The sequence below is a fragment of the Enterococcus sp. CSURQ0835 genome (genome assembly GCF_902706605.1).
Taxonomy (GTDB): domain Bacteria; phylum Bacillota; class Bacilli; order Lactobacillales; family Enterococcaceae; genus Enterococcus_A.
Genome location: NZ_CACSLH010000031.1, coordinates 1 through 25,433, shown reverse-complemented (window position 1 = coordinate 25,433; position 25,433 = coordinate 1). Strand labels below are relative to the sequence as shown.

18 protein-coding genes and 2 tRNA genes are annotated in these 25,433 nt (G+C 44.7%); 7 read left to right on the top strand and 13 right to left on the bottom strand.

Annotation, left to right across the window (positions count from 1 at the left end):
* Window positions 1-91: 91 nt before the first annotated feature.
* Entirely contained in the window at window positions 92-1,162 is a 1,071-nt protein-coding gene (locus GVJ38_RS11495; protein ID WP_159723295.1) for an NlpC/P60 family protein, read from the bottom strand.
* Between the two features lie 422 nt (window positions 1,163-1,584).
* Window positions 1,585-2,052, bottom strand: coding sequence for a Dps family protein (locus GVJ38_RS11490; protein ID WP_159723294.1), 468 nt, complete (start codon window positions 2,050-2,052; stop codon window positions 1,585-1,587).
* Between the two features lie 125 nt (window positions 2,053-2,177).
* On the opposite strand from GVJ38_RS11490, the gene GVJ38_RS11485 reads away from it, so the two are divergent.
* Window positions 2,178-2,873 (top strand): prepilin peptidase, encoded by a 696-nt coding sequence (locus tag GVJ38_RS11485; protein ID WP_159723293.1) that lies wholly within the window; start codon window positions 2,178-2,180, stop codon window positions 2,871-2,873.
* Here GVJ38_RS11485 and msrA read toward each other — a convergent pair.
* The 3 genes from msrA to rpoB all read right to left on the bottom strand — a co-directional run bounded on the left by msrA (window position 2,836) and on the right by rpoB (window position 11,010).
* Entirely contained in the window at window positions 2,836-3,372 is a 537-nt protein-coding gene (gene msrA / locus GVJ38_RS11480) for a peptide-methionine (S)-S-oxide reductase MsrA (protein ID WP_159723292.1), read from the bottom strand. The genes GVJ38_RS11485 and msrA overlap by 38 nt on opposite strands.
* Before the next feature lie 101 nt (window positions 3,373-3,473).
* Window positions 3,474-7,133, bottom strand: coding sequence for a DNA-directed RNA polymerase subunit beta' (gene rpoC, locus GVJ38_RS11475; protein ID WP_159723291.1), 3,660 nt, complete (start codon window positions 7,131-7,133; stop codon window positions 3,474-3,476).
* A gap of 256 nt (window positions 7,134-7,389) precedes the next feature.
* Complete coding sequence (rpoB, locus tag GVJ38_RS11470) at window positions 7,390-11,010, bottom strand: DNA-directed RNA polymerase subunit beta (RefSeq protein ID WP_200849498.1); 3,621 nt, start codon at window positions 11,008-11,010, stop codon at window positions 7,390-7,392.
* 725 nt (window positions 11,011-11,735) lie between these two features.
* On the opposite strand from rpoB, the gene GVJ38_RS11465 reads away from it, so the two are divergent.
* Genes GVJ38_RS11465 through GVJ38_RS11450 form a run of 4 tightly spaced genes read left to right on the top strand, consistent with a single transcriptional unit; the run spans window position 11,736 to window position 15,434 of the window.
* Window positions 11,736-12,689, top strand: coding sequence for an ABC transporter substrate-binding protein (locus GVJ38_RS11465; RefSeq protein WP_159723289.1), 954 nt, complete (start codon window positions 11,736-11,738; stop codon window positions 12,687-12,689).
* A 30-nt stretch (window positions 12,690-12,719) separates the two neighbouring features.
* Window positions 12,720-13,646, top strand: coding sequence for an ABC transporter permease (locus GVJ38_RS11460; RefSeq protein WP_159723288.1), 927 nt, complete (start codon window positions 12,720-12,722; stop codon window positions 13,644-13,646).
* The gene (locus GVJ38_RS11455) at window positions 13,627-14,424 is read left to right on the top strand and encodes an ABC transporter ATP-binding protein (RefSeq protein ID WP_159723287.1); all 798 of its coding nucleotides are present in this window, start codon (window positions 13,627-13,629) and stop codon (window positions 14,422-14,424) included. The genes GVJ38_RS11460 and GVJ38_RS11455 overlap by 20 nt, the downstream gene beginning before the upstream one ends.
* Window positions 14,425-14,477: 53 nt before the next feature.
* Window positions 14,478-15,434: a biotin--[acetyl-CoA-carboxylase] ligase gene (locus GVJ38_RS11450; RefSeq protein WP_159723286.1), complete on the top strand. Its 957-nt coding sequence runs from the start codon at window positions 14,478-14,480 to the stop codon at window positions 15,432-15,434.
* Window positions 15,435-16,145: 711 nt separating this feature from the next.
* On the opposite strand, the gene GVJ38_RS11445 is transcribed toward GVJ38_RS11450, so the two are convergent.
* Window positions 16,146-17,120 (bottom strand): FAD:protein FMN transferase, encoded by a 975-nt coding sequence (locus GVJ38_RS11445; protein ID WP_159723285.1) that lies wholly within the window; start codon window positions 17,118-17,120, stop codon window positions 16,146-16,148.
* A 65-nt stretch (window positions 17,121-17,185) separates the two neighbouring features.
* Between GVJ38_RS11445 and GVJ38_RS11440 the strand changes: the two genes are divergently transcribed.
* Together GVJ38_RS11440 and GVJ38_RS11435 are read left to right on the top strand one after the other, a co-directional pair.
* Window positions 17,186-17,551 carry a NusG domain II-containing protein gene (locus GVJ38_RS11440; protein ID WP_159723284.1) on the top strand — a complete coding sequence of 122 codons (366 nt, stop codon included), beginning with the start codon at window positions 17,186-17,188 and terminating at the stop codon, window positions 17,549-17,551.
* Window positions 17,541-18,059, top strand: a complete 519-nt coding sequence (locus tag GVJ38_RS11435) for a Gx transporter family protein (RefSeq protein WP_159723283.1) — start codon at window positions 17,541-17,543, stop codon at window positions 18,057-18,059. Before GVJ38_RS11440 ends, GVJ38_RS11435 begins: the two co-directional genes overlap by 11 nt.
* Before the next feature lie 81 nt (window positions 18,060-18,140).
* Here the strand turns inward: GVJ38_RS11435 and gor are convergent, their stop codons facing one another.
* The 7 genes from gor to GVJ38_RS11400 form a co-directional block, all read right to left on the bottom strand.
* Window positions 18,141-19,487 (bottom strand): glutathione-disulfide reductase, encoded by a 1,347-nt coding sequence (gene gor, locus GVJ38_RS11430; protein WP_159723282.1) that lies wholly within the window; start codon window positions 19,485-19,487, stop codon window positions 18,141-18,143.
* A gap of 164 nt (window positions 19,488-19,651) precedes the next feature.
* Window positions 19,652-20,893: a peptidase U32 family protein gene (locus tag GVJ38_RS11425; RefSeq protein WP_159723281.1), complete on the bottom strand. Its 1,242-nt coding sequence runs from the start codon at window positions 20,891-20,893 to the stop codon at window positions 19,652-19,654.
* 25 nt (window positions 20,894-20,918) lie between these two features.
* On the bottom strand, window positions 20,919-21,839 hold the full coding sequence (locus tag GVJ38_RS11420; protein ID WP_159723280.1) for a peptidase U32 family protein: 921 nt from the start codon (window positions 21,837-21,839) through the stop codon (window positions 20,919-20,921).
* Window positions 21,840-22,064: 225 nt separating this feature from the next.
* Entirely contained in the window at window positions 22,065-24,563 is a 2,499-nt protein-coding gene (locus GVJ38_RS11415) for an ATP-dependent Clp protease ATP-binding subunit (RefSeq protein WP_159723279.1), read from the bottom strand.
* A 1-nt stretch (window position 24,564) separates the two neighbouring features.
* On the bottom strand, window positions 24,565-25,038 hold the full coding sequence (locus tag GVJ38_RS11410) for a CtsR family transcriptional regulator (RefSeq protein ID WP_159723278.1): 474 nt from the start codon (window positions 25,036-25,038) through the stop codon (window positions 24,565-24,567).
* A gap of 177 nt (window positions 25,039-25,215) precedes the next feature.
* A tRNA-Pro gene (locus GVJ38_RS11405) sits at window positions 25,216-25,289 on the bottom strand.
* 18 nt (window positions 25,290-25,307) lie between these two features.
* Window positions 25,308-25,381, bottom strand: a tRNA-Arg gene (locus tag GVJ38_RS11400).
* Between the last annotated feature and the right edge of the window lie 52 nt (window positions 25,382-25,433).

The following is a 25,433-nucleotide window of genomic DNA, read 5'->3' as shown; positions in this document are numbered from 1 at the left end:
TCTGCGATTTAAAAACTACTTTCATGATAGCATAAAAAAACAGCAGCTCAAATCATTCCTTGAACTGCTGTTAGTTGATTTTAGTTAAAATTTATTTCCCGTTCCAAGCAGAACCTTCATCTTTCCAGCCTTTAGCTAGTAACGCTGCTTTTTCGCCACCGCTTAATGTGTAGTGGTGGGCGCCAGCGCCTTTTGCTTGTGGGTTATAAACGCGTAATAAAGTTTTGTCGCCATCAGAGTACCAAGAGATCCCTTCGTAGTTCCAACCCGCTTTTTGTAACATGTCGCGTTCATTTGAGTTCATCGTGTAATGATGATCCCCCGCATTTGGGTTATACAAACGGTAAACGGGCGCGCCGGCTTCTGGTGCAGTCCAAGCGGTCCCTTCTAATTGCCAACCTTGCCCCGTCAAGTTATCGCGTTCTGCGTCGGTTGACGTGTAGAAATGTTCACCTGAGTTTGGATTGTACAAACGATGCATCGGACCGGCTTTTGGATTTACGCCGGGAACTGCAGGTGCATCTGGCTCGTCAATGATACGACGCGCAAACGATGGCATGAAGTATTTCATTTCGATCACTTTCACGACATCCCCCGGTTGAGGTGCATGGATCATTTGACCGTTTCCGATATACATTGCCACGTGATGTGTTGAGCCACGAGCACCGTAGAACAATAGATCGCCAGGCTCTAACGCGTTCAAACTAACTTCTGTTCCTTCATATTCTTGTGTATACGTGACCCGTGAAATGTTGATCCCCGTTGCCCGGTACGCATATTGCATCAAACCAGAGCAATCAAAACCAGCTGGTGTCGTGCCGCCCCAAACATAAGGAACGCCTAAATATTTCAACGCTTCATTCACGACTTGGCTTTGTTTAGAAGACGTCCGTTGTAAGATTTGTGGTGCCAGTTTTGCGACGGGGATCTCTGTTGTTCCCGCAACGTTTGGCATCTCCATGATCTTTTTGAATTGTTCTTCTGAATAACCAGCCGCTTTGGCTTTTTTCAATTCTTCGTCTTGGTTCACACTTTTTTGTTCAACAGCTGTAGGAGCTGGCGTAATCGTAGTCGTTTCATCCGCATGCGCAAAGGCAGGCAAGGCAAGTAGTAAGCAAGGTAATAATAAAGCACCTAAATTCTTTTTGCTTGATAATTTCATCTATGTATCCTCCGTGAGTGGTTTTGATTTTTGTTTTTTTATTTTTCGACAAGACACATTATATAAGCTGTAAAAACAGAAGTCTAGGGCGTGGTTGTCGGATTTCGAGGCTAAACAGCTTTAAAATCCTGTTATACCGCCATTTAACTGGCTTTATTACAACACCGTTAAGATTACAATTCAACATTATTTCTTCTGTGACAAAGTTATACTAGCCCTTCTATAGCAATAATTGTAATCGCTAACACAAAAATCAGAAAACTAAAAAAGATAACAGATTTTATTTACTGTTATCTTCATTTTCCAATCAATTCACTTAAGTAACTATTGTTATTTTTATGGGGTGGTTGTTAGTTTGATCTCGCATTTGACAGAAAAAGACCACCCTTCATACTGAAGTGTGGCCTCAGGATTTTTTGAAATTACGCATCCGTTCCTGGTGCTTGATCTAATTTAGCTTGTAGCATCCAGATTTTTTTCTCGATGTCAGTCTTATACGCGATGAAAATATCTTGCGTTGAATCATCGCCTTCTTCACCAGAAACATCGATCCCTTTTTGATAAAGCTCAGCTAAATAGCGATAGCCTTTGACTAAAGTCGCCATTCGTTCTGGAATCGTCCGGTCCCAACGGCCAACTTCATCTTCAATGCCCGTATGTTCGGCGAATTCTTTTAACGTCGAGTAAGGCGAACCGTCTAATGCGATCAAACGCTCAGAGATCACATCTAGCTGATCATTGATCTCGTCCATGAATTCATCCATCAAAGGGTGCAGCGTCAAAAACTCAGGTCCGCGCATGTACCAATGGGTTTGATGGATCACGACCGAAAATTGACTCAAATCAGCAACAAGTTGGTTCAAAACTTCTTTGGTTTGTTTGAATTTCATAAAGCGTAGCCTCCTAATAATTTATTCTTTTTTAAGCATAGACTACTTTGCTAAAAAGCACAAAAGTTATGCCGAAAGATGAAAATTTTTACCATTTTCGTAGCTTAAAATAAGGAGGTCAGTTCATGAAATTACTCTTTTTTGTTTTAGGTACGATCTTTGGTTCGTTTTTCGGTTTAGTCGCAGATCGCTTGCCACAAGGTCGCTCGCTCCTGGTCCCGCGGTCTCACTGTGAATTTTGTCAACACGCATTACAACCCCTTGATTTGATTCCCCTCATCTCGATTATCAGCTGTCGGTTTCGTTGTCGTTATTGCGACCATAAATTAGCTGTGCGCTATTTTTGGTGTGAATTGTTGACGGGAGTATTGTTTGCTTACGTTTCACCGCTGACTTGGTCAACGGTCTGGTTGTTAGCTTGGCTAAGCGCTAGTTTCGTTTTAGCTTTGATCGATGCTGACCATTTGATCGTGGAGACTCGGGTCTTTCTTTTTTCCAGTCTGTTCCTATTGTTGAGTGCCATTTGGCTGGCACGACCGCTTTACTGGTGGCATGTGCCGCTCGTCCTCCTCAGTTACGCCGGCTTGCAATTGCTTTTACCCGCCAGTTTAGGTCGCGGTGATTTATGGCTGCTAGCATTTTGGAGTTTATTTTTGACATGGTACGCCTTTTTATTACTGCTAGTCATCGCATCATTTAGCGGACTGGTCTTTTACGGCTGGCAAAAGTTGCAAGGAAAAGTATTACGTGAAATTCCTTTCGTCCCCTTTTTAGCTTTGGGACTTACGATTGTTCAGTTGGCTGCCAATGCTGGGCGATAAAATCTGCTCGACCAGAACCGGTTCGGTAAGCTGCATAATGAGCTGGATTTTTACGGTAAAAAGCTTGATGATAACTTTCCGCTGGGTAAAACGGTTGCGCTGGTTCAATCTTCGTCACGATTGGATCAGTGAAGCGTTGGCTAGCTTGCAATTTAGCCTTTGAACGTTCCGCGACTGCTTGTTGTGTTGTGGAGCGATAAAAGATCACCGGCCGATACGAGTCACCTCGGTCCGCAAATTGACCTAACGCATCGGTGGGATCAGTCTGTTGCCAATAAATTTCCACTAACGCTTCATACGAAATGATCGTAGGATCAAAGGTGATCTCCACCGCTTCGGTGTGCCCCGTCAATCCACTGCAAACTTGTTCATAAGTAGGATTTTTGACTGTCCCACCGGTGTATCCTGATACGACTGCTTTGATCCCAGGTAATGTGTCAAAGGGCTTCACCATACACCAAAAACAACCACCAGCAAAAATCGCTTTTTCTTCTGCCATGGTCTTCACTCCTCTCTTGAATTCTTTTATTATAGAAGCTTTCGTACAAAAAGCAAAAGAACCTGCCCGCAATTAGTGGACAGGTTCTTTTATGCTCATAACTAGTTCATTGGATTTTGATCGTTCATCGCATCTTCAGCCGCAAGTTGTGCTTCAATGTCTGAGATACTGTAGACATTTTCGCTTGCTACAACGACTTCTTTTGGTTCTTGATTGCGATAAGTCGCCATCCCAGTCCCAGCCGGAATGATCTTCCCGATGATAACATTTTCTTTCAAACCGAGTAGTGGATCTTTCTTCCCGCGAATCGCAGCATCGGTCAAGACCCGAGTGGTTTCTTGGAAGGAAGCGGCTGATAAGAAACTGTTTGTTTCTAGGGAAGCTTTGGTGATTCCTAAAAGAACTGGACGAGAAGTAGCAGGCACGCCGCCAGCCACTAACGTATCATAGTTTTGATCTTTGAAATCAGCAATATCTAATAATGTACCTGGTAAGATCTCGGTATCGCCTGGATCCATGACCCGGACTTTCCGCAACATTTGACGAACCATTACTTCGATATGCTTATCGCCGATCTCCACCCCTTGCATCCGGTAAACGCGTTGAACTTCCCGAAGCAAGTACGTTTCAACGGAGATCACGTCACGAATTTGCAATAAGTGTTTCGGATCGATCGAACCTTCTGTCAGTGGCGTACCACGGTGGATCATATCACCTTCTACGACTTTCATTCGCGCCGTATAAGGAACGGTGTACGTCCGCGTATCGGTTTCACCTTTGACGGTAACTTCTTTGGTCCGCGTCGCAGCATCTTCGGCAATCTCAGAAACGACACCGGTAACTTCAGTGATCACAGCTAGCCCTTTCGGATTCCGAGCTTCAAAAATTTCTTGGACCCGTGGAAGACCTTGTGTGATATCATCCCCGGCAACCCCGCCGGTATGGAAGGTCCGCATGGTTAACTGAGTACCTGGTTCACCGATAGATTGGGCAGCGATCGTACCAACTGCTTCACCGACTTCAACGTCATCCCCAGTTGCTAGGTTACGGCCGTAACAATGTTTACATACGCCGTGTTTCGTATTACAAGTGAAGACGGAACGAATCGTGACCGTTTCAACGCCCGCATCGATGATCCGTTTTGCGTCAGCTTCAGACATCAAAGCATCCGCTGGCAAGATCACTTCACCAGTTTCTGGATGAAGCACTGTTTTTTGCGTATAACGTCCAACTAACCGTTCTTCTAATGATTCAATGATCTCATTACCTTCACGGATCGCTGAGATCTCAAGACCGCGGTCAGTACCACAATCTTCTTCTCGGACGATCACATCTTGGGCAACGTCAACTAAACGACGCGTCAAGTAACCTGAATCGGCAGTCTTCAAGGCGGTATCGGTCATCCCTTTACGAGCCCCGTGAGTAGAGATAAACATTTCCAAGACTGAAAGTCCTTCTCGGAAGTTCGAGATGATCGGCAATTCCATAATCTGACCATTCGGTGCGGCCATCAAGCCCCGCATCCCCGCAAGCTGCGTGAAGTTGGAGATGTTACCACGGGCACCAGAATCAGACATCATGAAGATCGGATTTTTCGCATCTAATGATTCCATCAGTTTTTGTTGGATCTCATCTTTTGCGCCATTCCAAACTGCGATGACCCGTTCATACCGTTCATCATCGGTAATCAACCCGCGTCGGAATTGTTTCGTGATCACGCCGACTTGTTTATGAGCGTTGTCGATGATGTCATGTTTTTCACTCAATGCCATGATATCGGCGATCCCAACTGTCATCCCAGCGATCGTTGAATGGCTGTAACCTAAGTCTTTCATTCTATCTAGCATCATTGACGTATCCGTCACTTTGAAACGTTTGAAGACTTCGGCGATGATATTTCCCAAGTTTTTCTTCTTGAATGGTAAAATGATCTCTTGTTCTTTGATCACAGCTGGGATATCAGCCCCAGGTTCCACAAAGTATTTATCTGGTGTATGTTCCGTCAAATTGAAATCAGTCGGTTCATTCAAATAAGGGAATTCTTGCGGCATAATATCGTTAAAGATGATCTTGCCGACTGTCGTGATCATCAAGCGTTCTTTTTGCCATTCAGTAAATGGTTTGTCGCCTAATGTATTTGGATCAACGGCAACCCGTGAATGCAAGTGGACATAGCCATTTTTCCAAGCTAAGACCGCTTCGTTCATGTCACGGAAGACCATGCCTTCACCTTCGCGACCTTCTTCTTCCATCGTTAAATAGTAGTTCCCTAAGACCATATCTTGGGAAGGGGTTACGACTGGTTTGCCATCTTTTGGATTCAAGATGTGCGTAGCCGCTAGCATCAACAAGCGAGCTTCAGCTTGCGCTTCTTCGCCTAATGGTAAATGGACAGCCATTTGGTCACCATCGAAATCGGCATTGTACGCTTCACAAACAAGTGGGTGCAAACGAATCGCACGACCTTCAACTAAGATCGGTTCAAATGCTTGAATCCCTAATCTATGCAATGTCGGTGCCCGGTTCAGTAAAACAGGGTGTTCTTTGATGACTTCTTCTAACACATCCCAAACGGCATCTTCTTGACGTTCGATTTTACGTTTAGCATTTTTGATGTTTGAAGCGATCTCCCGTTGCACTAATTCTTTCATCACAAAAGGTTTGAACAATTCGATCGCCATTTCTTTTGGCAAACCACATTGATACATTTTAAGGAAAGGTCCTACGACGATAACCGAACGTGCGGAGTAGTCGACCCGTTTCCCTAGTAAGTTTTGACGGAAACGACCTTGTTTCCCTTTCAACATATGAGAAAGAGATTTCAATGGCCGGTTACCAGGACCCGTAACAGGACGGCCCCGACGACCATTATCGATTAATGCGTCAACGGCTTCTTGGAGCATCCGTTTTTCATTTTGAACGATGATGCTTGGTGCGTTCAAGTCTAACAAACGTTTCAACCGGTTGTTCCGGTTGATCACGCGACGATACAAATCGTTCAAGTCACTCGTTGCAAACCGCCCACCTTCTAATTGGACCATTGGCCGCAAGTCTGGTGGGATGACTGGGATCACATCCATGACCATCCAGCTTGGTTTGTTCCCAGAAGTTCGGAAAGCTTCCAACACATCTAAACGTCGAATCGCCCGAGTCCGTTTTTGGCCTTGTGCGGTTTTCAATTCTTCTTTTAATTCAGCGACTTCACCTTCTAGATCGACTTGATCTAATAGTTGTTTGATCGCTTCAGCTCCCATAGCGGCTTGGAATTCTTGACCATATTGTTCACGTTTTTCCCGGTATTCCCGTTCCGTCAACAATTGTTTTTTCTCTAAGCTCGTATTGCCGGCATCGATCACGACATAAGAAGCAAAGTAGATGATCTCTTCTAACGCCCGCGGACTCATGTCTAACACAAGACCCATCCGTGAAGGAATCCCTTTAAAATACCAAATATGAGTAACTGGAGCCGCTAATTCGATATGCGCCATGCGTTCACGGCGAACTTTTGAGCGAGTAACTTCAACCCCACAACGGTCACAAACGATCCCTTTATACCGAATCCGTTTGTATTTCCCACAAGCACATTCCCAGTCTTTAGTTGGACCAAAAATACGTTCATCGAATAACCCTTCACGTTCCGGTTTTAAGGTCCGGTAGTTGATAGTTTCTGGTTTTTTTACTTCACCATATGACCAGCTTCTGATTTTTTCAGGAGAAGCCAAACCTATTTGCATACTTTCGAATTTATTTACATCGATCAAAAGGGTTTCCCTCCGTTTCATTTATACGCGACTTAGCAAGCCGCAAAGCTTCCAATCAAAAGCTTCCGCTTGATCCGTTAAGGTGCTGGATCGGGCTGAGTCTTTGTCTCAGCCCTCGCCGCTTCAAATCCGTTCTAAAAAACTTTTAAGAACGGTTAATTCAGCGACCGTCTTTTCACGTACGGTAACGATCAGCTTCAGTTTTGATTTCCAGCTTTTGCCAAACTGTCTTTCACATTTGACACGATCTTACAACTTACTCTTGGACGTCTTCGGCAGTTTCGATTTCTTGATCTAGATCATCTTTGGCTTCGGCTTTTTCAGCTTCAGCTTTTTGTTCTAGTTCTTTAGCGGTTTGTTGTTGTTCCGCAAATTTGGTCAACGCATCAACGGTGATCAAATCGTCATCGTCATCATCCATATCCCGTAATTCGATTTCTTTGTCCTCGATATCCAAGACTTGCATATCTAGACCTAGCGCTTGTAATTCTTTGACTAACACGCGGAATGATTCTGGTACACCTGGTTTTGGAATAGGTTCACCTTTGACGATCGCTTCGTAAGTTTTCACCCGTCCGACCACGTCATCTGATTTATACGTCAAGATTTCTTGCAAGGTATAAGCGGCACCGTAAGCTTCCAGTGCCCAAACTTCCATTTCCCCGAAACGTTGTCCCCCAAACTGCGCTTTACCACCCAATGGTTGTTGGGTAACAAGTGAGTAAGGTCCAATTGAACGAGCATGCAATTTATCATCGACCATGTGGGCCAATTTGATCATGTACATTACCCCAACGGAGATCCGGTTATCAAATGGTTCACCGGTCCGACCATCATATAAAACAGTCTTCGCATCCGCAGCCATTCCAGCTTCTTTAACCGTATCCCAAACATCAGCATCTTGCGCGCCATCAAAGACGGGTGTTGCAACGTGGATTCCGAGTTGGCGAGCTGCCATCCCTAAGTGCAATTCCAAGACTTGCCCGATGTTCATCCGTGAAGGTACCCCTAATGGATTCAACATGATATCAACGGGGGTGCCGTCTGGAAGATATGGCATATCCTCTTCTGGCATGATTCGAGAAACGACCCCTTTGTTCCCGTGACGGCCGGCCATTTTATCCCCTTCATGGATCTTACGTTTTTGCACGATATAAACGCGCACTAACATATTGACCCCTGGTGATAATTCGTCGCCAGCTTCACGGGTAAAGATCTTCACATCGTGAACGATCCCGCCGCCACCGTGTGGTACTCGTAATGAGGTATCGCGGACTTCCCGAGCTTTTTCACCAAAGATCGCATGCAATAGACGTTCTTCAGCTGATAATTCGGTTACTCCTTTTGGTGTTACTTTTCCGACTAAGAGATCGCCATCGTGAACTTCAGCTCCGATGCGGATGATCCCCATCTCATCTAAGTTTTTCAATGCGTCTTCCCCAACGTTCGGGATCTCACGCGTGATTTCTTCAGGCCCTAATTTCGTATCACGAGCCTCTGATTCATATTCTTCAATATGGATCGACGTGTAGACATCATCTTTTACCAAACGACGGCTCATGATGATGGCATCTTCATAGTTGTACCCTTCCCAAGTCATGAAGGCAACGACGACGTTTTGGCCTAAACCTAATTCGCCGTTTTCCATTGAAGGACCATCTGCTAAAATATCGCCTTTTTCAACTTGTTCGCCAAGACCAACTAAGGCCCGTTGGTTATAACTCGTTCCTGAGTTTGAACGACGGAATTTAGTGATCGTATATTTGTCTAAAGCACCATCTTCACGGCGCACGCGAACTTCATTGGCATCGACAAACTCAACGACGCCATCGTGTTTACATAGTAATGCCGCACCTGAGTCATGGGCTGCTTTATATTCCATCCCGGTACCGACCCATGGTGATTTAGGGTTGATCAACGGAACAGCTTGCCGCTGCATGTTGGCACCCATCAAGGCCCGGTTACTATCATCGTTTTCTAAAAACGGGATACAAGCGGTGGCGACTGCAACTACTTGTTTTGGTGAAACGTCCATGTAATCGACTTTATCGATCGTCACTTCTAAGTTTTCACTTGTTGCCCGTGCCATTACGACTTCTTCTTTAAAGCTGCCGTCTTCATTTAACGGACTGTTCGCTTGGGCGACAACATAATGGTCCTCGATATCAGCAGTTAAGTAATCGATCTTATCGGTTACTTTTCCAGTTGCGCGGTCCACGCGACGGTAAGGCGTTTCGATAAAGCCAAACTTATTGACTTTCGCGTAAGAGGCTAGTGAGTTGATCAACCCGATATTGGGACCTTCAGGCGTTTCAATCGGACACATCCGGCCATAGTGAGAATAGTGAACGTCGCGGACTTCATAGCCGGCGCGATCACGAGTCAAACCACCAGGTCCTAAGGCCGATAGACGACGTTTGTGGGTCAATTCCCCTAATGGGTTGGTTTGATCCATGAACTGTGACAACTGAGAAGAACCAAAGAATTCTTTGATACTTGCGACAACTGGTCGAATGTTGATCAATTGTTGCGGAGTCAACGTTTCTTGGTCTTGGATCGACATCCGTTCGCGAACGACCCGTTCCATCCGAGCTAACCCGATCCGGAATTGGTTTTGTAATAATTCCCCAACTGAACGGATCCGACGATTCCCTAAGTGGTCGATATCATCTACATTGCCGATTCCTTCCATCAAGTTTAAGAAATAGCTCATAGAAGCGATCATGTCAGCTGGACGAACTGTCCGAACAGAAGGATCTGGGTAACCATTACCAATGATTGTTACTTCACGTTCTGGATCTTTTGGTGAAAAGACTTTGATCGCTTGGACGGTCATCGGATCAGTCACTACCGCATCATCTGATGGGTAATAAGTCACTGAATTCAAGCCAGCTTCTAATTTAGGACCAAGCTCTTCCATCACTTGATGGGTCAAAACAGTTCCTTTTTCAACGATCACTTCGCCAGTTTCAGCATCGACTAGCGTTTCAGCTAGCGTCAAGTTCAACAAGCGTGTTTTCAAATCTAATTTTTTATTGACTTTATAACGACCAACATTGGCTAAGTCGTAACGTTTCGGATCAAAGAAACGCGCCGTTAACAAACTCCGAGAACTGTCAGCTGTTTTTGGTTCGCCGGGACGTAAACGTTCGTAAACGTCTTTCAAACCTTCTTCAGTCCGAGAATCGCTTGGGTTTTTGTGTAAATCTTTTTCGATCGTGTTGCGTAATGATTCGCTTTCACCGAAGATCTCTAAAATCGTATCGTCAGAGCCAAAACCTAACGCCCGTACAAGCGTCGTCAATGGGATCTTCCGTGTCCGGTCGATCCGAACATACGAGATATCTTTCGCGTCAGTTTCCATTTCTAACCAAGCACCCCGGTTAGGGATCACGGTTGAACCGAAACCTTCTTTACCGTTTTTATCAACTTTGCCATGGAAGTAAACCCCTGGTGAACGAACTAATTGGGATACGATGACCCGTTCAGCTCCGTTGATGATAAATGTTCCTTGTTCAGTCATTAATGGGAAATCGCCAAAGAAGACTTCTTGGGATTTGATTTCGCCGGTCTCGCGATTGATCAAGCGTAAAACGACGTGTAATGGTGCGGAATAGTTGGCGTCATGTTGGCGGGCTTCTGCGACGGTGTATTTTGGTTCTTTCAATTCATAATCAACAAATTCAAGTGATAAGTTTCCGTTAAAGTCATCAATCGGTAAAATGTCTTCAAACATCTCCTGTAATCCTTCATCTAAGAACCACTGATAAGAATCCGTTTGAATCTCGATCAAATTCGGTAATTCCAATACTTCACTGATTCGTGCGAAGCTTCTGCGTTCTCGGTGTTTGCCGTATTTTACTACGTGTCCAGCCAAGTTCTTCACCCCTCTTAAAAGTTTGAAAACCGATCCGAAGATAAAGTTACGATTTTGTTACGAAGTTTAAATTTAAGTAACAAATGACATTTTTTGCGGCTTTTAGGCAAAAAAAAACCAAAAATAGAACGTTCGCTTAAAACTAGATCTACGCTTCTACTTTTGTTTTCCTATTAAAAACCGAAACGGACAATATTTCGTTCCTGTCTTTTATCATTTCAGATAGTTTTTGCAACTTCATATGATACATGTTCTGAAACTAAAAGTCAACCCCTCATCGTCTTACTGCTGCAATCAGAAATTTTTCTTAATGATTTCATTTTTTCTTTCTATTAATGGTGTGCAAAATGGTCCGATATCCCGGCGCGAATTTTCTGAATATTTCAACTTTAAGGTTGACAAGGGATTTTTCTTAGAATATACTAAGCACATCTTAATTCGTTGGAGGTTTTTATTATGAACACACAAACTCATTTATCCTCACAACTGAATAACCGCTACTACTTTAGCTATTTTAGATAGGTTTGTATCCTCGAACATCGGATACAAACATGACAAACCTGTTTGTATCTATGATGGCTAGAGAACTTTCACGTGCGGCCACGTAGATGATAATCTAAGTGGCTGAGGCAAAAACTATTTTTGTAGACTCGATCATCCACTTATTTTATCTAAGTGGATGATTTTTTTTACCCCGAAAACAAAATTGAAGGAGAGATTTGCGTATGAAAAAAACAGTTATCGTAACCAGTTTAGTTGCACTATTAAGTTTAGGAGCTGCACTCCCGGCTCAAGCCGCTGCCAAAAAAGAAGTCGGTGTTTTGCAATTAGTCGAACATGCTTCCTTGAACGCTTCTTATAAAGGCTTCAAAAAAGGACTAGCCGCAGGTGGTTACAAAGAAGGCAAAAATTTGAAACTTGATTACCAAAACGCACAAAACAGTCAAGATAATTTGAAAAGTATGAGCGACAAGCTGGTCAAAGAAAAACCAGATCTATTATTAGGAATCGCCACTCCAGCAGCGCAATCTTTATTAAATGCCACCCAAGATACTCCAATCGTCGTGACCGCCGTAACGGATCTAAAAGCGGCCAAGCTCGTGGACAGTAATCAAAAACCTGGCGGCAACGTAACGGGAACTACTGACATGGTCCCGATCAAAAAACAGATCGACTTACTACTTTCCATCAAACCAAAAGCAAAAACCATCGGCATCATGTATAACGCCGGTGAATCCAATTCTAAATTGCAAGCTAAAGAAGCCCAGAAAGTTTTGAAAAAAGCTGGCGTCAAAGTCAAAGTCAAAACCGCCAACACGACGAACGATGTCCAGCAAGTCACAGAGACATTAGCTGAACAGACCGATGGCATCTACATTCCAACTGACAACACGTTTGCTAGTGCTGCAGCGGTGATCGGGGAAGTCGCCAAAGAAAAGAAAACCCCGATCGTAGCTGGCTCCGTCGATCAAGTCAAAGATGGTGGCTTAGCAACTTACGGGATCGATTACGAAAAACTCGGCGAACAAACTGGTAAAATGGCGGCGAAGATTTTAGATGGTAAAGCCAAACCAGCTGAGCTGTCCGTGGAAAAAGCAAAAGATCTGAAATTAGTCATCAATAAAGAGATGGCTAAAGCATTAGACATCGATCCAAGTACGATCAAAGCCCCGAAATAAAGGCGGCTTCTAAAAAGGAGGAATCACCTGATGGATTTATTACTTTCTGCAACGTCACAAGGGTTATTGTGGTCCTTGTTAGCGATCGGAGTCTACTTGACTTTTCGCATCTTAGATATCGCGGATCTAACCGCTGAAGGCAGCTTTCCGCTTGGCGGCGGGATCGCAGCGATTATGATCACCAATGGGATGTCCCCGCTACTTGCCACGTTGTTAGCGTTTGGTGGTGGGACTTTAGCTGGTTTGATCACCGGGATCTTGAATACAAAATTAAAAATCCCCGCACTCTTAGCCGGGATCATCACGATGACGGGTCTTTACTCCATTACCTCGCGAGTGATGGGCGCGCCCAACATTCCGCTGCTAGGTGAAAAGACGATTTTTACGAGTGTGCAAGGTTTCGGACTCACTAAAACCAATGCTGTGATTTTAGTTGGTAGCGGCATCGCGGTAGTAGCCATCTTACTGCTCGTTTTATTTTTCAAAACCGAGATCGGACTTGCAATCCGGGCGACAGGAGACAATCCAGCCATGAGTGAAGCAAATGGGGTCAAAACTGAAAACATGAAACTGATTGGCTACATGCTTTCTAATGGCTGCATCGCATTGTCTGGGGCACTGCTGGCACAAAACAACGGCTTTGCTGATCTGAATGCCGGGGTGGGTACGATTGTGATCGGTCTAGCTTCCATCATCATCGCGGAAGTTTTATTACACCACAAACCGATCGGGATTCGATTGATCACAATCGTGGTCGGCGCGATTTTGTACCGACTCATCTTAGGACTTGTCTTTGAAATGAACGTCGAACCATCTGATTCAAAATTAGCTTCGGCGATCGTCTTAGTCTTATGTTTGTCACTTCCGCAAATTCGCGAAAAATTTACTTTGAATCCAAAATCCAAAACGAAAAAAATGGCAAAGGACGTGAAGGGTCATGCAATTAAAAATCACTGATTTACATCAAACATTTGAAAAAGGGACCGTCAATGAAAACCACGTCTTAAAAGGCATCGATTTTTCCATGGCGGCCGGAGAATTCGTCACGATCATCGGTGGCAATGGTGCCGGGAAATCGACTTTTTTAAACAGTATCGCCGGCACTTTGCCGATGGAGACCGGCAGCATCTTTTTAAACGGTGAAAATATCACCAAGCACTCGGTGACCAAACGCGCGAAAAAGATCAGTCGGGTCTTCCAAGATCCTAAACTGGGCACCGCCGTTCGATTGACCGTTGAAGAAAATCTAGCACTTGCTTTAAAACGCGGCCAACGACGAGGCTTTGGCGCCGGCGTCAAGAAAAAAAATCGCGCTTTTTTCAAAGAACAATTAGCGCAATTAAACTTGAATTTAGAAAATCGTTTAGATAGTGAGATCGGGTTATTATCGGGCGGGCAACGGCAAGCGATCACGTTACTGATGGCGACGTTGCAACGACCTGAATTGATTTTATTGGATGAACATACTGCCGCACTTGATCCGAAAACCTCCATCACCGTAATGGAATTGACAAAAAAATTGATCGCAGAAAATCAATTGACGGCTTTCATGGTGACCCACAATATGGAAGACGCGATCCGCTATGGTAATCGCCTGATCATGCTGCACCAAGGCCAGATCGCCGTCGACTTGACGGAAAGTGAAAAAGCCGATCTGACCGTCCCTCAGCTGATGGAACTCTTCCAAAAAAACAGCGGAGAAAAATTACAAGATGATGCGCTACTTTTAGCGTGACCGGCTGCTTTTCGCCGGTTTTTTTGTTACACTGAGACTCGGAGGAACCATTCATGACAGTTAAAGATGAAGTTTTAAAAAAATTAAAGCAGCAAACGGCATTTGTCTCAGGTGAAGCGTTGGCCCAAGAGCTGAACGTCTCTCGGACGGCCGTTTGGAAAGCGATCAAAGAATTGGAAAAAGCCGGCTATCACATCGAACATCGCTCAGTTGGCTACCGCTATTTGTCTTCTGATGTATTGGATCAAGCCGAGCTAGTCAAAAAAATCACGACGCCATTAGCAGTCGAGGTCTTCGAGACTTCTACTTCCACGATGAAAGATGCTCAACTAGCGGCTTTAGAAAATCGCTCAACACCGCGACTATTTGTCGCCGACATGCAACAAGCTCCCCACGGTCGTTTCAATCGTCCTTTTTTTGCCTTACCGCGAGCAGGGATCTACATGAGCTTACTGCTAAGACCGCAAGCAGAACTTACCGCGCTGCCTCAGTACACGATTTTAATGGCCGTCGCGTTAGCTGAAGCGATCGATCATTTGACTGGTCTGACCACTTCGATCAAGTGGGTCAATGACATTTATTTAAATGGAAAAAAAATCGCGGGCATCTTATCAGAAGCGACGACCGATGTTGAAGCAAACCGTTTGAACTGTATCATCATCGGTATGGGGATCAATTTTTCGATCCCCCAAACAGCGTATCCCGCCGCTTTACAAACGAAAGCCACTTCGATTTTTCCGACTGGCGAAGCGACTATCACGCGAAATGACTTGATCGCAGAGATCTGGAATCGTTTTTTTGAGTTAGTGACCGTTGATCCGAACGTTGCCCTGACTCGTTACCGGCAAAAATCATTCGTCTTAGGAAAAAAAGTCACCTTCCAGCAAAAAGGCCAAACTTTTTTCGGGACTGCGATCGCTATCACCGAACACGGTGAACTAGTCGTTGATCTCGGAAGCGAACAAAAAGTTTTAGCTTCCGGCGAGATCAGTTTAAGTGCGATTCAATAAACCTTGGCTAAAACCATCAATAGCTGTAACGACGCTTTAACCATTTAAGCGTCGTTACAGCTATTTTTTATTGCAAATGATCGTTCGCGATACCAAACTCGCCATTTTAAGACATTCTCCCTGCGCTTTCAAACAAATATGATAAATTCAATCTGGACTAAAAACAAATGTCTAGGAGGATTTTAAATGAACAAGATGCACTTGACAGACAACACTCTCAAAAAGATCCAAGCTGGGATATTGTTAAAAATTTATGGAATTACTATGTTCGAGGATACAGAGAACGAGTAGGAATTGAACATAAATATCATGTCTATACTGGAATTAGATGTCGTTAATTCTGATTTTTATTCCATTATCAAACTACGGAGAGCTAGCGATATGAAAAAAAATTCCTATGTTCAACTATTGTCATTCTCACTTTACTTTCTTTTTCAGGCTGTGGGAAGAGCGATCCAAAACCTACTAGTACTCATGAGGAAGAACAAGAGACAACTACAACAGACGGACCCTTTCTACAAGGAGTAAAGTCGATAGAAGAATAATTATTTTTAATATCACCTTTAAAAAAACTGAAAGCGAGCCTCAAAGAAATGGATCAGAACTCTTTGAGGCTATTTGTTTTGCCTTTCCATAAAGTGCTGTACTTTTAGCCAGCTCACACAGTTATTGGTCTAATTTATAAAAGATAATCCCTCTTAAAGGTACTATTTATTTTGCTAACTTAAACTTGTGCTGTAAATTTTTAGTCACGTAAATGCCTTGTTCTTTGGTCACTAAGATCCCTTCTACTGCAGGGTAGCGCTCTAAATAAGTGAGTCCGGCTTGGCTGCCTTTAACAAAAACTGCAGTTGCCAAGGCATCACTAACCGTCGCATCTGCGGCAATGATCGTCACGCTGGCAAGGTCGTTTTCTACTGGCTGACCAGTGTGCGGGTCCAGCAGATGAGAATATTTTTTCCCCTTTAAAGTCACGTAACGCGCGTAACCACCAGACGTGACGACGGCTTGATTTTTCACCGCGATTTGACCGAGTAAGTGTTGTCCTTCAAATGGCGACTTGATCCCGGCTTGCCACAGCTCACCTGTAGGACGCGTTCCTAACAAATACACATTCCCCCCTAGATCCAGCGCACCAGAAGTTACACCGGCGTTTTTTAATTGCGTCACCACTTTTTTAGTGATATAGCCTTTTGCGATCCCGCTCAAGTCTAATTTCATCCCGGCTTTTTTTAAGTAGACGGTCTGTTTGGCTTCATTTAAATCGAGCTCACGATGATCAACTAATGGTAAAGCAGCTGCAATCTCTGTGGCAGCAGGCTTGCGCGCGTGTTTCGTGCCGATCTGCCACAACGTGCTCACTGCGCCGATCGTAGGATCAAATGCCCCATCGGTCTTTGCAGCGAGTAGTTTAGCTTGTTGGAGCAATTGGAAAGTTGAGCTAGAAACTTTCACCGCGTGTTTTCCTGCCGCGGCATTGATCTGAGCGATCTCGGAATCTTTTTGCTGATAAGCTAGTTGGGCTTCTAAGTCTTCGATCGTTGCAAACGCCGCCGGTAACACGTGGGGATCGCGAGTCTCTACTTTTAATTTGACATACGTATTGAGTAAAAAGCCCTCTTGTTCTTTCAGTTGACTATGACAGCCGGTTAACAACAAGACTAATAATAATCCTAAGTAACGCATCGCAACTCCTTTCAGTCGTTATTTTTATGGTAAACTAAAAGGACCAAAAGGAAAAGGATAACGCGATGAAACGTTTGATTACTTTACGACCGGCAGATTGGTTACTTGTCAGCTTGCTGTTAGCCATCAGTTTTTTGCCGTGGCTGGTCGGATTCGAAAAAAATACCGTGGCAGTTTTAAAAGTCGATGGTCAGATCAAAAAAAAATTTCCCCTCACGCCTCAGCAACACTACACCTATCGTTATCGAGCGCCTGACGGAGACACCAACGTGATCGAAATCAAAGATCAAAAGATCCGGATCAAACAGGCTAGTTGTCCTGATCAGCGCTGCGTGCAACAAGGCTGGATCGAACACCCGGCTGAAACGCTCATTTGTCTGCCTCATAAGTTGAGTGTGACGATCACAGGAGGGGATCAGGTTGACCACTAAACGATTAATTTATTTAAGTTTATTAGTTGCCCAAGCGGTGATCTTAAACTTGATCGAACGCGCATTGCCAGCTCCGATCCCAGCTTTTCCAGTCGTCAAACTCGGCTTGACCAACCTCATCACCTTAGTCGCTTTTTACACGACGACTTACCGCCAGACACTACTCGTGATCACCGCACGTTTACTGTTAGTTACCTTATTAGGCGGGACGGTCTCTTTATTGTTATACAGTAGCGCGGGCGCGTATTTGAGTTTTTTAGGCTTAGTTGGCGCGCAGCGATTTGGCAGAGGAAAATTTAGCCTACTGGGTGCCAGTATGTTTGCGGCGTGGCTGCATTTAGCCGGTCAACTGACAGTCGTGTGTCTCATCACGGGTACGACTACGATCCTTTACAGCGCCCCACTCTTTACCGGCTTAGGGTTAGCAAGCGGGCTCATCATCGGACTGTTGACAAACGGTTTCTTGACCAAATTACACGTTTTACCTAAGTTTGAAAAACACGACTGATCGTTGCCTTAGAGTAAAAAAACGCGAACGAGCCAACTGTTAAATCCCAGAGACTTCGTTCGCGTTTATTTTTTTAACTTTTTACCGCATCGTGACAAATTCTTCACTGCCGGTGGGATGGATCGCCACCGTGTTGTCAAAATCTTTTTTCGTAGCGCCCATTTTGATCGCCACCGCAAAACCTTGCAACATCTCATCGACCCCGACCCCGATACCGTGTAAGCCAATGATTTTTTCTTCTTTTCCTAAGCAAATCAATTTCAGCTCACATTTTTGTCGATACTCACTCAACGCAAAATACATCGGTGTAAAGCGGGAACGATAGACTTTGATCTCCTCACTGCCGTAGCGTTTGATGGCAGCATCTTCAGTCAGTCCAATCGTTGCGATCGGCGGATGAGTGAAGATGACCGTTGGAATCAAATCATAATCCAAATACTCCTCGGTCTGACCGTTGAAGAGTCGTTCTGACAAATGACGACCGGCTGCGATCGCGACTGGTGTCAGATCGATCTTGCCGATCACATCTCCGACCGCATAGATGCCGTCAGCCGTTGTATTTTGGAATTTATCAACGGTGACAAAACCTTTTTCATCTAAGGTCACACCAGTGTTTTCTAACCCAAGCTGGCTCGTATTTGGTTTGCGCCCACCGGCAAATAATACGACTTCTGCGCTCAACGTTTCGTCATTTTCAAACGTTACCGTATACCCGGTCGCCGTTTTTTCAATTTTTTTAGCGACATAATACGGATGCAACTGGACACCGTTGTCTTGATAGATCTCCATGACATTTTCCGCCAACATCTGATCAAAACTGCGCAACGGTCGACCATACCGAAACGCCCACTCGACTTGCGCCCCCATACTTTGGATCACGCCACTGAGTTCCGCTGCAATATAGCCCGCACCTAACACGATCACTGATTTTGGTAACTGTTGCAACGCGAAAAAGCCGTTGGAATCGATCGCGAGTTCGCCGCCTTCAATCGACATCGTGCTAGGATGCCCCCCTGTTGCGATCAAAATGTGCGGTGCCGTGAATTCTTCTCCATTGACGGTGATCACGCGATCCGAGACAAAAGTCGCGTAACCTTTGATCCGTTCGACTTTATTAGAATCTAGGCCGCGATTATACGCCGTATGTAAAAAGTCGATATACTTTTCACGTCGAGTCACGAGTTCATGAAAATCAAACTTTTCTAATTGTGCATGGATCCCATAACTAGCGGCATCCCGTTCTAACATCTCTAACATCGAACTTGCTTGCCACATGACTTTTTTCGGTACACAGCCGACATTGACACATGTCCCACCGATCTCATTGCCTTCAATCAGCAACACACGCGCGCCGTGCATACCAGCCCGATTAGCTGAAGCGATCCCGCCGCTGCCGCCGCCGATCACGATATAATCATATTCTTTCATCAACAGATTGCCTCCCTTATTTTCATCTCATAAAGCGTAAGCTGTCGGTCAAAAATAGTCAAAATTTTTGCCTAACCGCTTAAGTGATCGAAAAAGCCGCGACCATTGAAAATCAGACTTGACCTTCAATGCTCCCGACTCGCTTTTACGCTGACCACGCGTCACTACTCTTTTTTCTTACGGATCATGTCCCCTGGCTCAACCGGTTGTTCGACTGGCATGGTGACGATCATCATCGGATTTGGTGCCCGATCAATCGATTCACCGTCTTCATTTTTCATCTCGGTCACAGTTTGGTGGAAATGCTGAAAATTCGGACCATAAAATTCGATCGCATCCCCCACTGAAAAATGATTCCGTTGTCGGATCGTCGCAATCCCCGTTTGCGCATCATATGCCATGACTTCCCCGATAAATTTATAGACTGGGATCTTCCGGCGTTCACCAAATAATTGTTCATTTTCAGTTGGGGTCTGATAATAAAACCCGGTCGCTAATTCTCGTTGCGCGACTTTCCACAATTCATCGATCCATTCTTGTTTGCAGACATAGTTTTCTGGATCTTCAATATAACTATCGACTGCGGCCTTATAGACATTTGAAACTGTCGAAACGTAGTGGATCGATTTCATCCGGCCTTCGATCTTCAAACTATCGACGCCGTTTTCGATCAGATCGGGGATGTGTTCGACCATGGACATGTCCACTGCACTCATGGAAAATTCTTCCGTGACATCGCCATTTTCCGTCAAGGAACGCTGCTCATTGGCAAAAGGAATATCGAACAGCCCGTATTTCCACCGGCACGATTGCGAACAGCCGCCACGATTGGCATCGCGCATCGACATGTGATTAGACAACGTACAACGACCCGAGTAAGAAATACACATCGCACCATGAATGAACGCTTCGATCTGGATATCGGTATGTTGTCTGATCTCAGCAAGTTCTGCCATCGAGACTTCCCGTGCTAAAACGACCCGTTCCAACCCTTCTGCTTTCCAAAATTCCAACGTTTCATAATTAGTCGCTGAAGCTTGGGTCGACAAGTGGATCGGCAAGCCCGGTGCTTCAGTAGCACAAATCGCGATCAAAGCTGGATCAGAGACGATCACCGCTGAGATCCCGATGTCCCGCAATGTGCGGAAAAATTCGCCCGCGCCATCCTCGTTGCCTTCATGGGTCACCATGTTGGCTGCGACGTAAACTTTCGCATCATGCGCCTTGGCAAACGCCACGCCTTCTTCCATTTCCGCAAATGAAAAGTTGCCGGCCCGCGAACGTAAACCGTACGCATCGCCCCCGATATAAACTGCATCCGCGCCATAATGGATTGCGGTCTTTAATTTTTCTAATGTCCCGGCTGGAGCTAAGACTTCCGGCCGTTTCAATTTCGTTTTGATCATCGGAATACTCCCTTTAAACTCAAATTTATTTGATCGTACTTGGATCTAAATGATAAAAACCAGTATCTAATCCGCGCTCTGCAGGATGATGAGCCTGGATCGCAGCAGCTAGTGCTTGACTCGCTTCAACATCCCAAACGCCAGCTTCGATTGCATTTTTTGCTTGAGCAAAAGCTTGCGCGATCGTTACAAAGTCTTCCCCGGGATTGAACAACCCGTCTAATTTCCACGTTGTAAAGGCCGCTTGGCACAATTCATTCAATTCAAGACTCAAATCAACATCGTTATTAGCAAAAATATGCGTACCGTGCTGATCTTCATAGATCGAATAATGGCTATCAGGTTTTTTCGGCTCTGAAATGAACAAGCCCCGCTTACGATCTGTCTGTTCCGTTTGCTGTGTGTAGTTAAAATAGTTTTCCAATAAAGGCCGCTTCGACTGATGGATACACGTTGGACCGTAAACTAGAACTTCCACTGGAACCGTGACTTGTGAATTCAATTCTTCCATCTCCGCAAACGGAACTTCTCGAGCCAATACTGCTCCAACTGCACCTTTTTGCTGCCAAAAATTGATTTGCCGTGCGTTCGTGACTAACGTTTCAGCATCATAAATAAATGGCAACCCATACTCATGCTGACGCAATAAATAGATCACTCCAGTGTCTCCTACGACGAGCCGATCCGGTTTGACTTGCGCCAAAAATTCTAAATACGCTGGCACTTGTTTCATTTTTTCCGGGTGCATGATCCCGTTCAATGCTAGATTGACTTTTTTGCCTTGCGCATGAGCATAGTCGATCAATTCTTTTTGTTCCGCGCGGGAAAAACTGTAAGGCAGACGCAAGCCAAACGTTTCTTCCCCGATATATAATGTATCGACCCCTGCTGCCAGCAACGCTTTGCCTTGCTGGAGCGAATCGGCCGTCGCGATCAATTCGATCATCTGTAAATTCCTCCAATTAAAGTAAGCTCTAAGTTCAAGTTGCCTGACTCAACAACCTACCAAGCTATAACTTTTTTTATACTATCACAGCTCCAAGTGCTTTCCAACACTATTCTTTCCTAAGATTTCACTAAAAAAACAGGCGCAATTTATTTTGTAACTCAGCACAAAAAAAGCACGCAGCTTAGTCGAACACAACTAAACCACGTACTCTTGGATGTTTTTTTAAACTTTTTCAGCGACCCGCTCTTCAGTCGGACTTTTGACAGTTAACGTGATCTTGCCTTTACTAGCACCGATTGTCACTTGATCACCTAGTTTGATCTGTCCAGAAAGCAAGGCTTCTGCCAAGCGGTCTTCGATTTCTTTTTGCAACGCTCGTCGGATCGGCCGGGCACCATATTCTGGATCAAATCCGACTTTACCGATCACATCGATCGCAGCCGGTGTGATCTTGACTTTAATCTCGTGTTCCGTCATCCGTTCCACGATCGAACGGCTCATGATCTTCACGATCTCATGGATTTGTTCTTGATCCAATGATTGGAAGACGACCGTTTCATCGATCCGGTTCAAAAATTCAGGTCGGAACGCTTTTTTCAGCTCTTCCATGATCCGTTTTTCCATCGCGTCATGATCTTTCGTGAGATCTTTCGCGTTGAAACCAACACTTTTTTCTTCTCGGATCTCCGTGGCGCCGATATTGGACGTCATGATCAAGATCGTATTGCGAAAATCGACTTTTCGACCTTTGGAATCAGTCAAATGCCCATCGTCTAATACTTGTAATAAAATATTGAAGACATCTGGATGCGCCTTTTCCACTTCATCAAGTAAAATCACCGAATACGGTTTTTGGCGAATTTTTTCCGTCAACTGACCGCCTTCATCGTAGCCGACATAACCAGGCGGTGAACCAATCAACCGACTAGTGCTGTATTTTTCCATGTATTCCGACATATCAACACGAACTAAGGCTTCTTCACTGCCAAACATCGCTTCAGCTAGTGCTTTAGCAAGTTCTGTTTTCCCGACCCCAGTTGGACCTAAAAACATGAACGAACCGATCGGGCGCTCAGGATCTTTCAACCCGCTGCGAGCCCGGCGAATCGCTCGCGAGATCGCTTTAACAGCTGCATCTTGTCCAACAACGCGTTGGTGCAAGACCGTCTCTAGATCTAACAAACGTTGACTTTCTTTTTTCTCTAATTGCTGCAGTGGGACACCGGTCCATTGGGAAACGACCGCGGCCACATCTTCATCAGTTACTTGATCTAAATAGCCGTTTTCTTGTTTGGCTTCCATGACAGCTGCTTGCTGTAATTCAGCTGTTAATTTTTTCTCTTTCAAACGCAGTCGTGCGGCAGAATCGAAATTTTGATTTTGGATCGCTTTTTCTTTTTCTTCGATCAAGCTATCGATTTGTTTTTGTAAACTATCCAGCTCTGACAATTCATCCGTCGTATCTAAACGGACTTTTGCCGCTGACTCATCCATCAGATCGATCGCTTTATCTGGTAGCTGACGCGAATTGATGTAGCGCACCGAAAGGGAGACTGCCGCATGTAGCGCCTCATCTGTGATCGCAACGCCGTGGTGTTCTTCATACCGCGGGCGCAAGCCTTTCAAGATCTCTTCAGCTTCTTCAGGTGTCGGTTCATCAACTTGCACCCGTGCAAAACGCCGCTCTAATGCGGAATCTTTTTCAATATATTTTTGGTACTCATCTAACGTCGTCGCCCCGATCGTTTGCAACTCACCGCGGGCTAACGCTGGTTTCAAAATATTCGACGCATCGATCGCGCCTTCTGCTCCACCAGCTCCGATCAACGTGTGTAATTCATCGATAAATAAAATGATCTGACCATCATGATAGATCTCATCGACCACTTTTTTCAGCCGATCTTCAAATTCACCACGGTATTTCGTTCCCGCAACTAAAGCGCCCATGTCCAGCATCATCAACCGTTTGCCCCGCATATCTTCTGGGACGTCTTCAGCAATGATCCGTTGAGCTAAACCTTCCACAATCGCTGTTTTTCCGACACCTGGTTCACCGACTAGGACCGGATTATTTTTCGTTCGCCGACTCAAGATCTGAACGACCCGACGTACTTCATTATCTCGTCCGACTACCGGATCAAGCCGCTTTTCTCGAGCCAATTTCGTCAGATCACGAGCTAGACCATCCAAAGTCGGTGTTCCTTGCGAAGTATTTTGCGGCATCGTTTTAGCAGGAGCTTTCCGGCGCATACCAGCTGGATTCCCATTGTTCGTCTCATTGACGCCCATCTTTTTCAATAATAACTGCCGCATCTTCGGCAAACTCAACCCTAGATTGACTAAAATATGGGAAGCTAGAATCTCATCATCTCGCAACAGACCTAACAATAAATGCTCCGTTCCCACTAATTTAACATTGAATCGCTTCGCTTCATCATCGGCAAAGATCAAAATTTGTTTAGCTCGCGGTGAGTATGGCAAGTAACTGCCTTCAGGATAAGCTTTCATCGAACCATATCCCGTCATGTGTTCGATCTCTTCGCGAATATCATTTTCATTGGCATTCATCTGCCGCAATGTTTTGCCGGCGATTCCTTGCTGTTCGATCACTAAAGCTAACAAGACATGCTCAGATCCCACTGAGCGATGTTTGAAATATTTGGCTTCTTCTTGAGCAATCGCTAAAACAGCTTTCGCTCGTTCGGTATATAACTGATCCATTTCACTTTTCACTCCTTTTCTCATAGCTCAATCGTTCTAAAAACCCGTGTAAGATCCGGGAACGCAAACGATTTTCGATTTGACTGATCCCTAAACTATTCTTTGACACGGCACTCAACATCAAATTGCCTTCATTTTCGGTAATAATTTTTTCTTCAAATAACTTTTGAATGATTCCAAATGCGTTCGCTTCAGACATTTCATCTTCGAAAGAATCCATCAACTGTTCCAAAAAGTAATGCTGATCCGAGATCTTGACTTTACTGATCCGGATATAGCCACCACCGCCACGTTTACTTTCCACTAAGTATCCTCGCTGAAACGTAAATCGGGTATTGATCACATAATTGATTTGAGACGGTACACAATTAAACAACTGCGCCATCTCAGCTCTGCGAATCTCAATGATCTCATGATCCTCTAAAATTCCTTTTAAGTAAGATTCGATCAAATCAGAGGTATTTCGACTACTCATTAGACTCCCTCCTATTGACTATTACTGACCTTAATTATAACGAATTTAATAAATGAAATAAAGAAGAAAGCCTTTTAATCCAAGATTAATTTAAAAAAACCGCTCAAAACAGTTTACCTGCTTTAAGCGGTTGCTATCTTTACAAAACAAAAAAAGAAGGTTTTCACCTTCTTAAAGTCGGGAAGACAGGATTCGAACCTGCGACACCTTGGTCCCAAACCAAGTACTCTACCAAGCTGAGCTACTTCCCGATAATAAAAAAAAACCTACGCGCCCAAGAGGAGTCGAACCCCTAACCTTTTGATCCGTAGTCAAACACTCTATCCAGTTGAGCTATGGGCGCATATTAAGTTAATGCCGAGGACCGGAATCGAACCGGTACGGTGATCACTCAC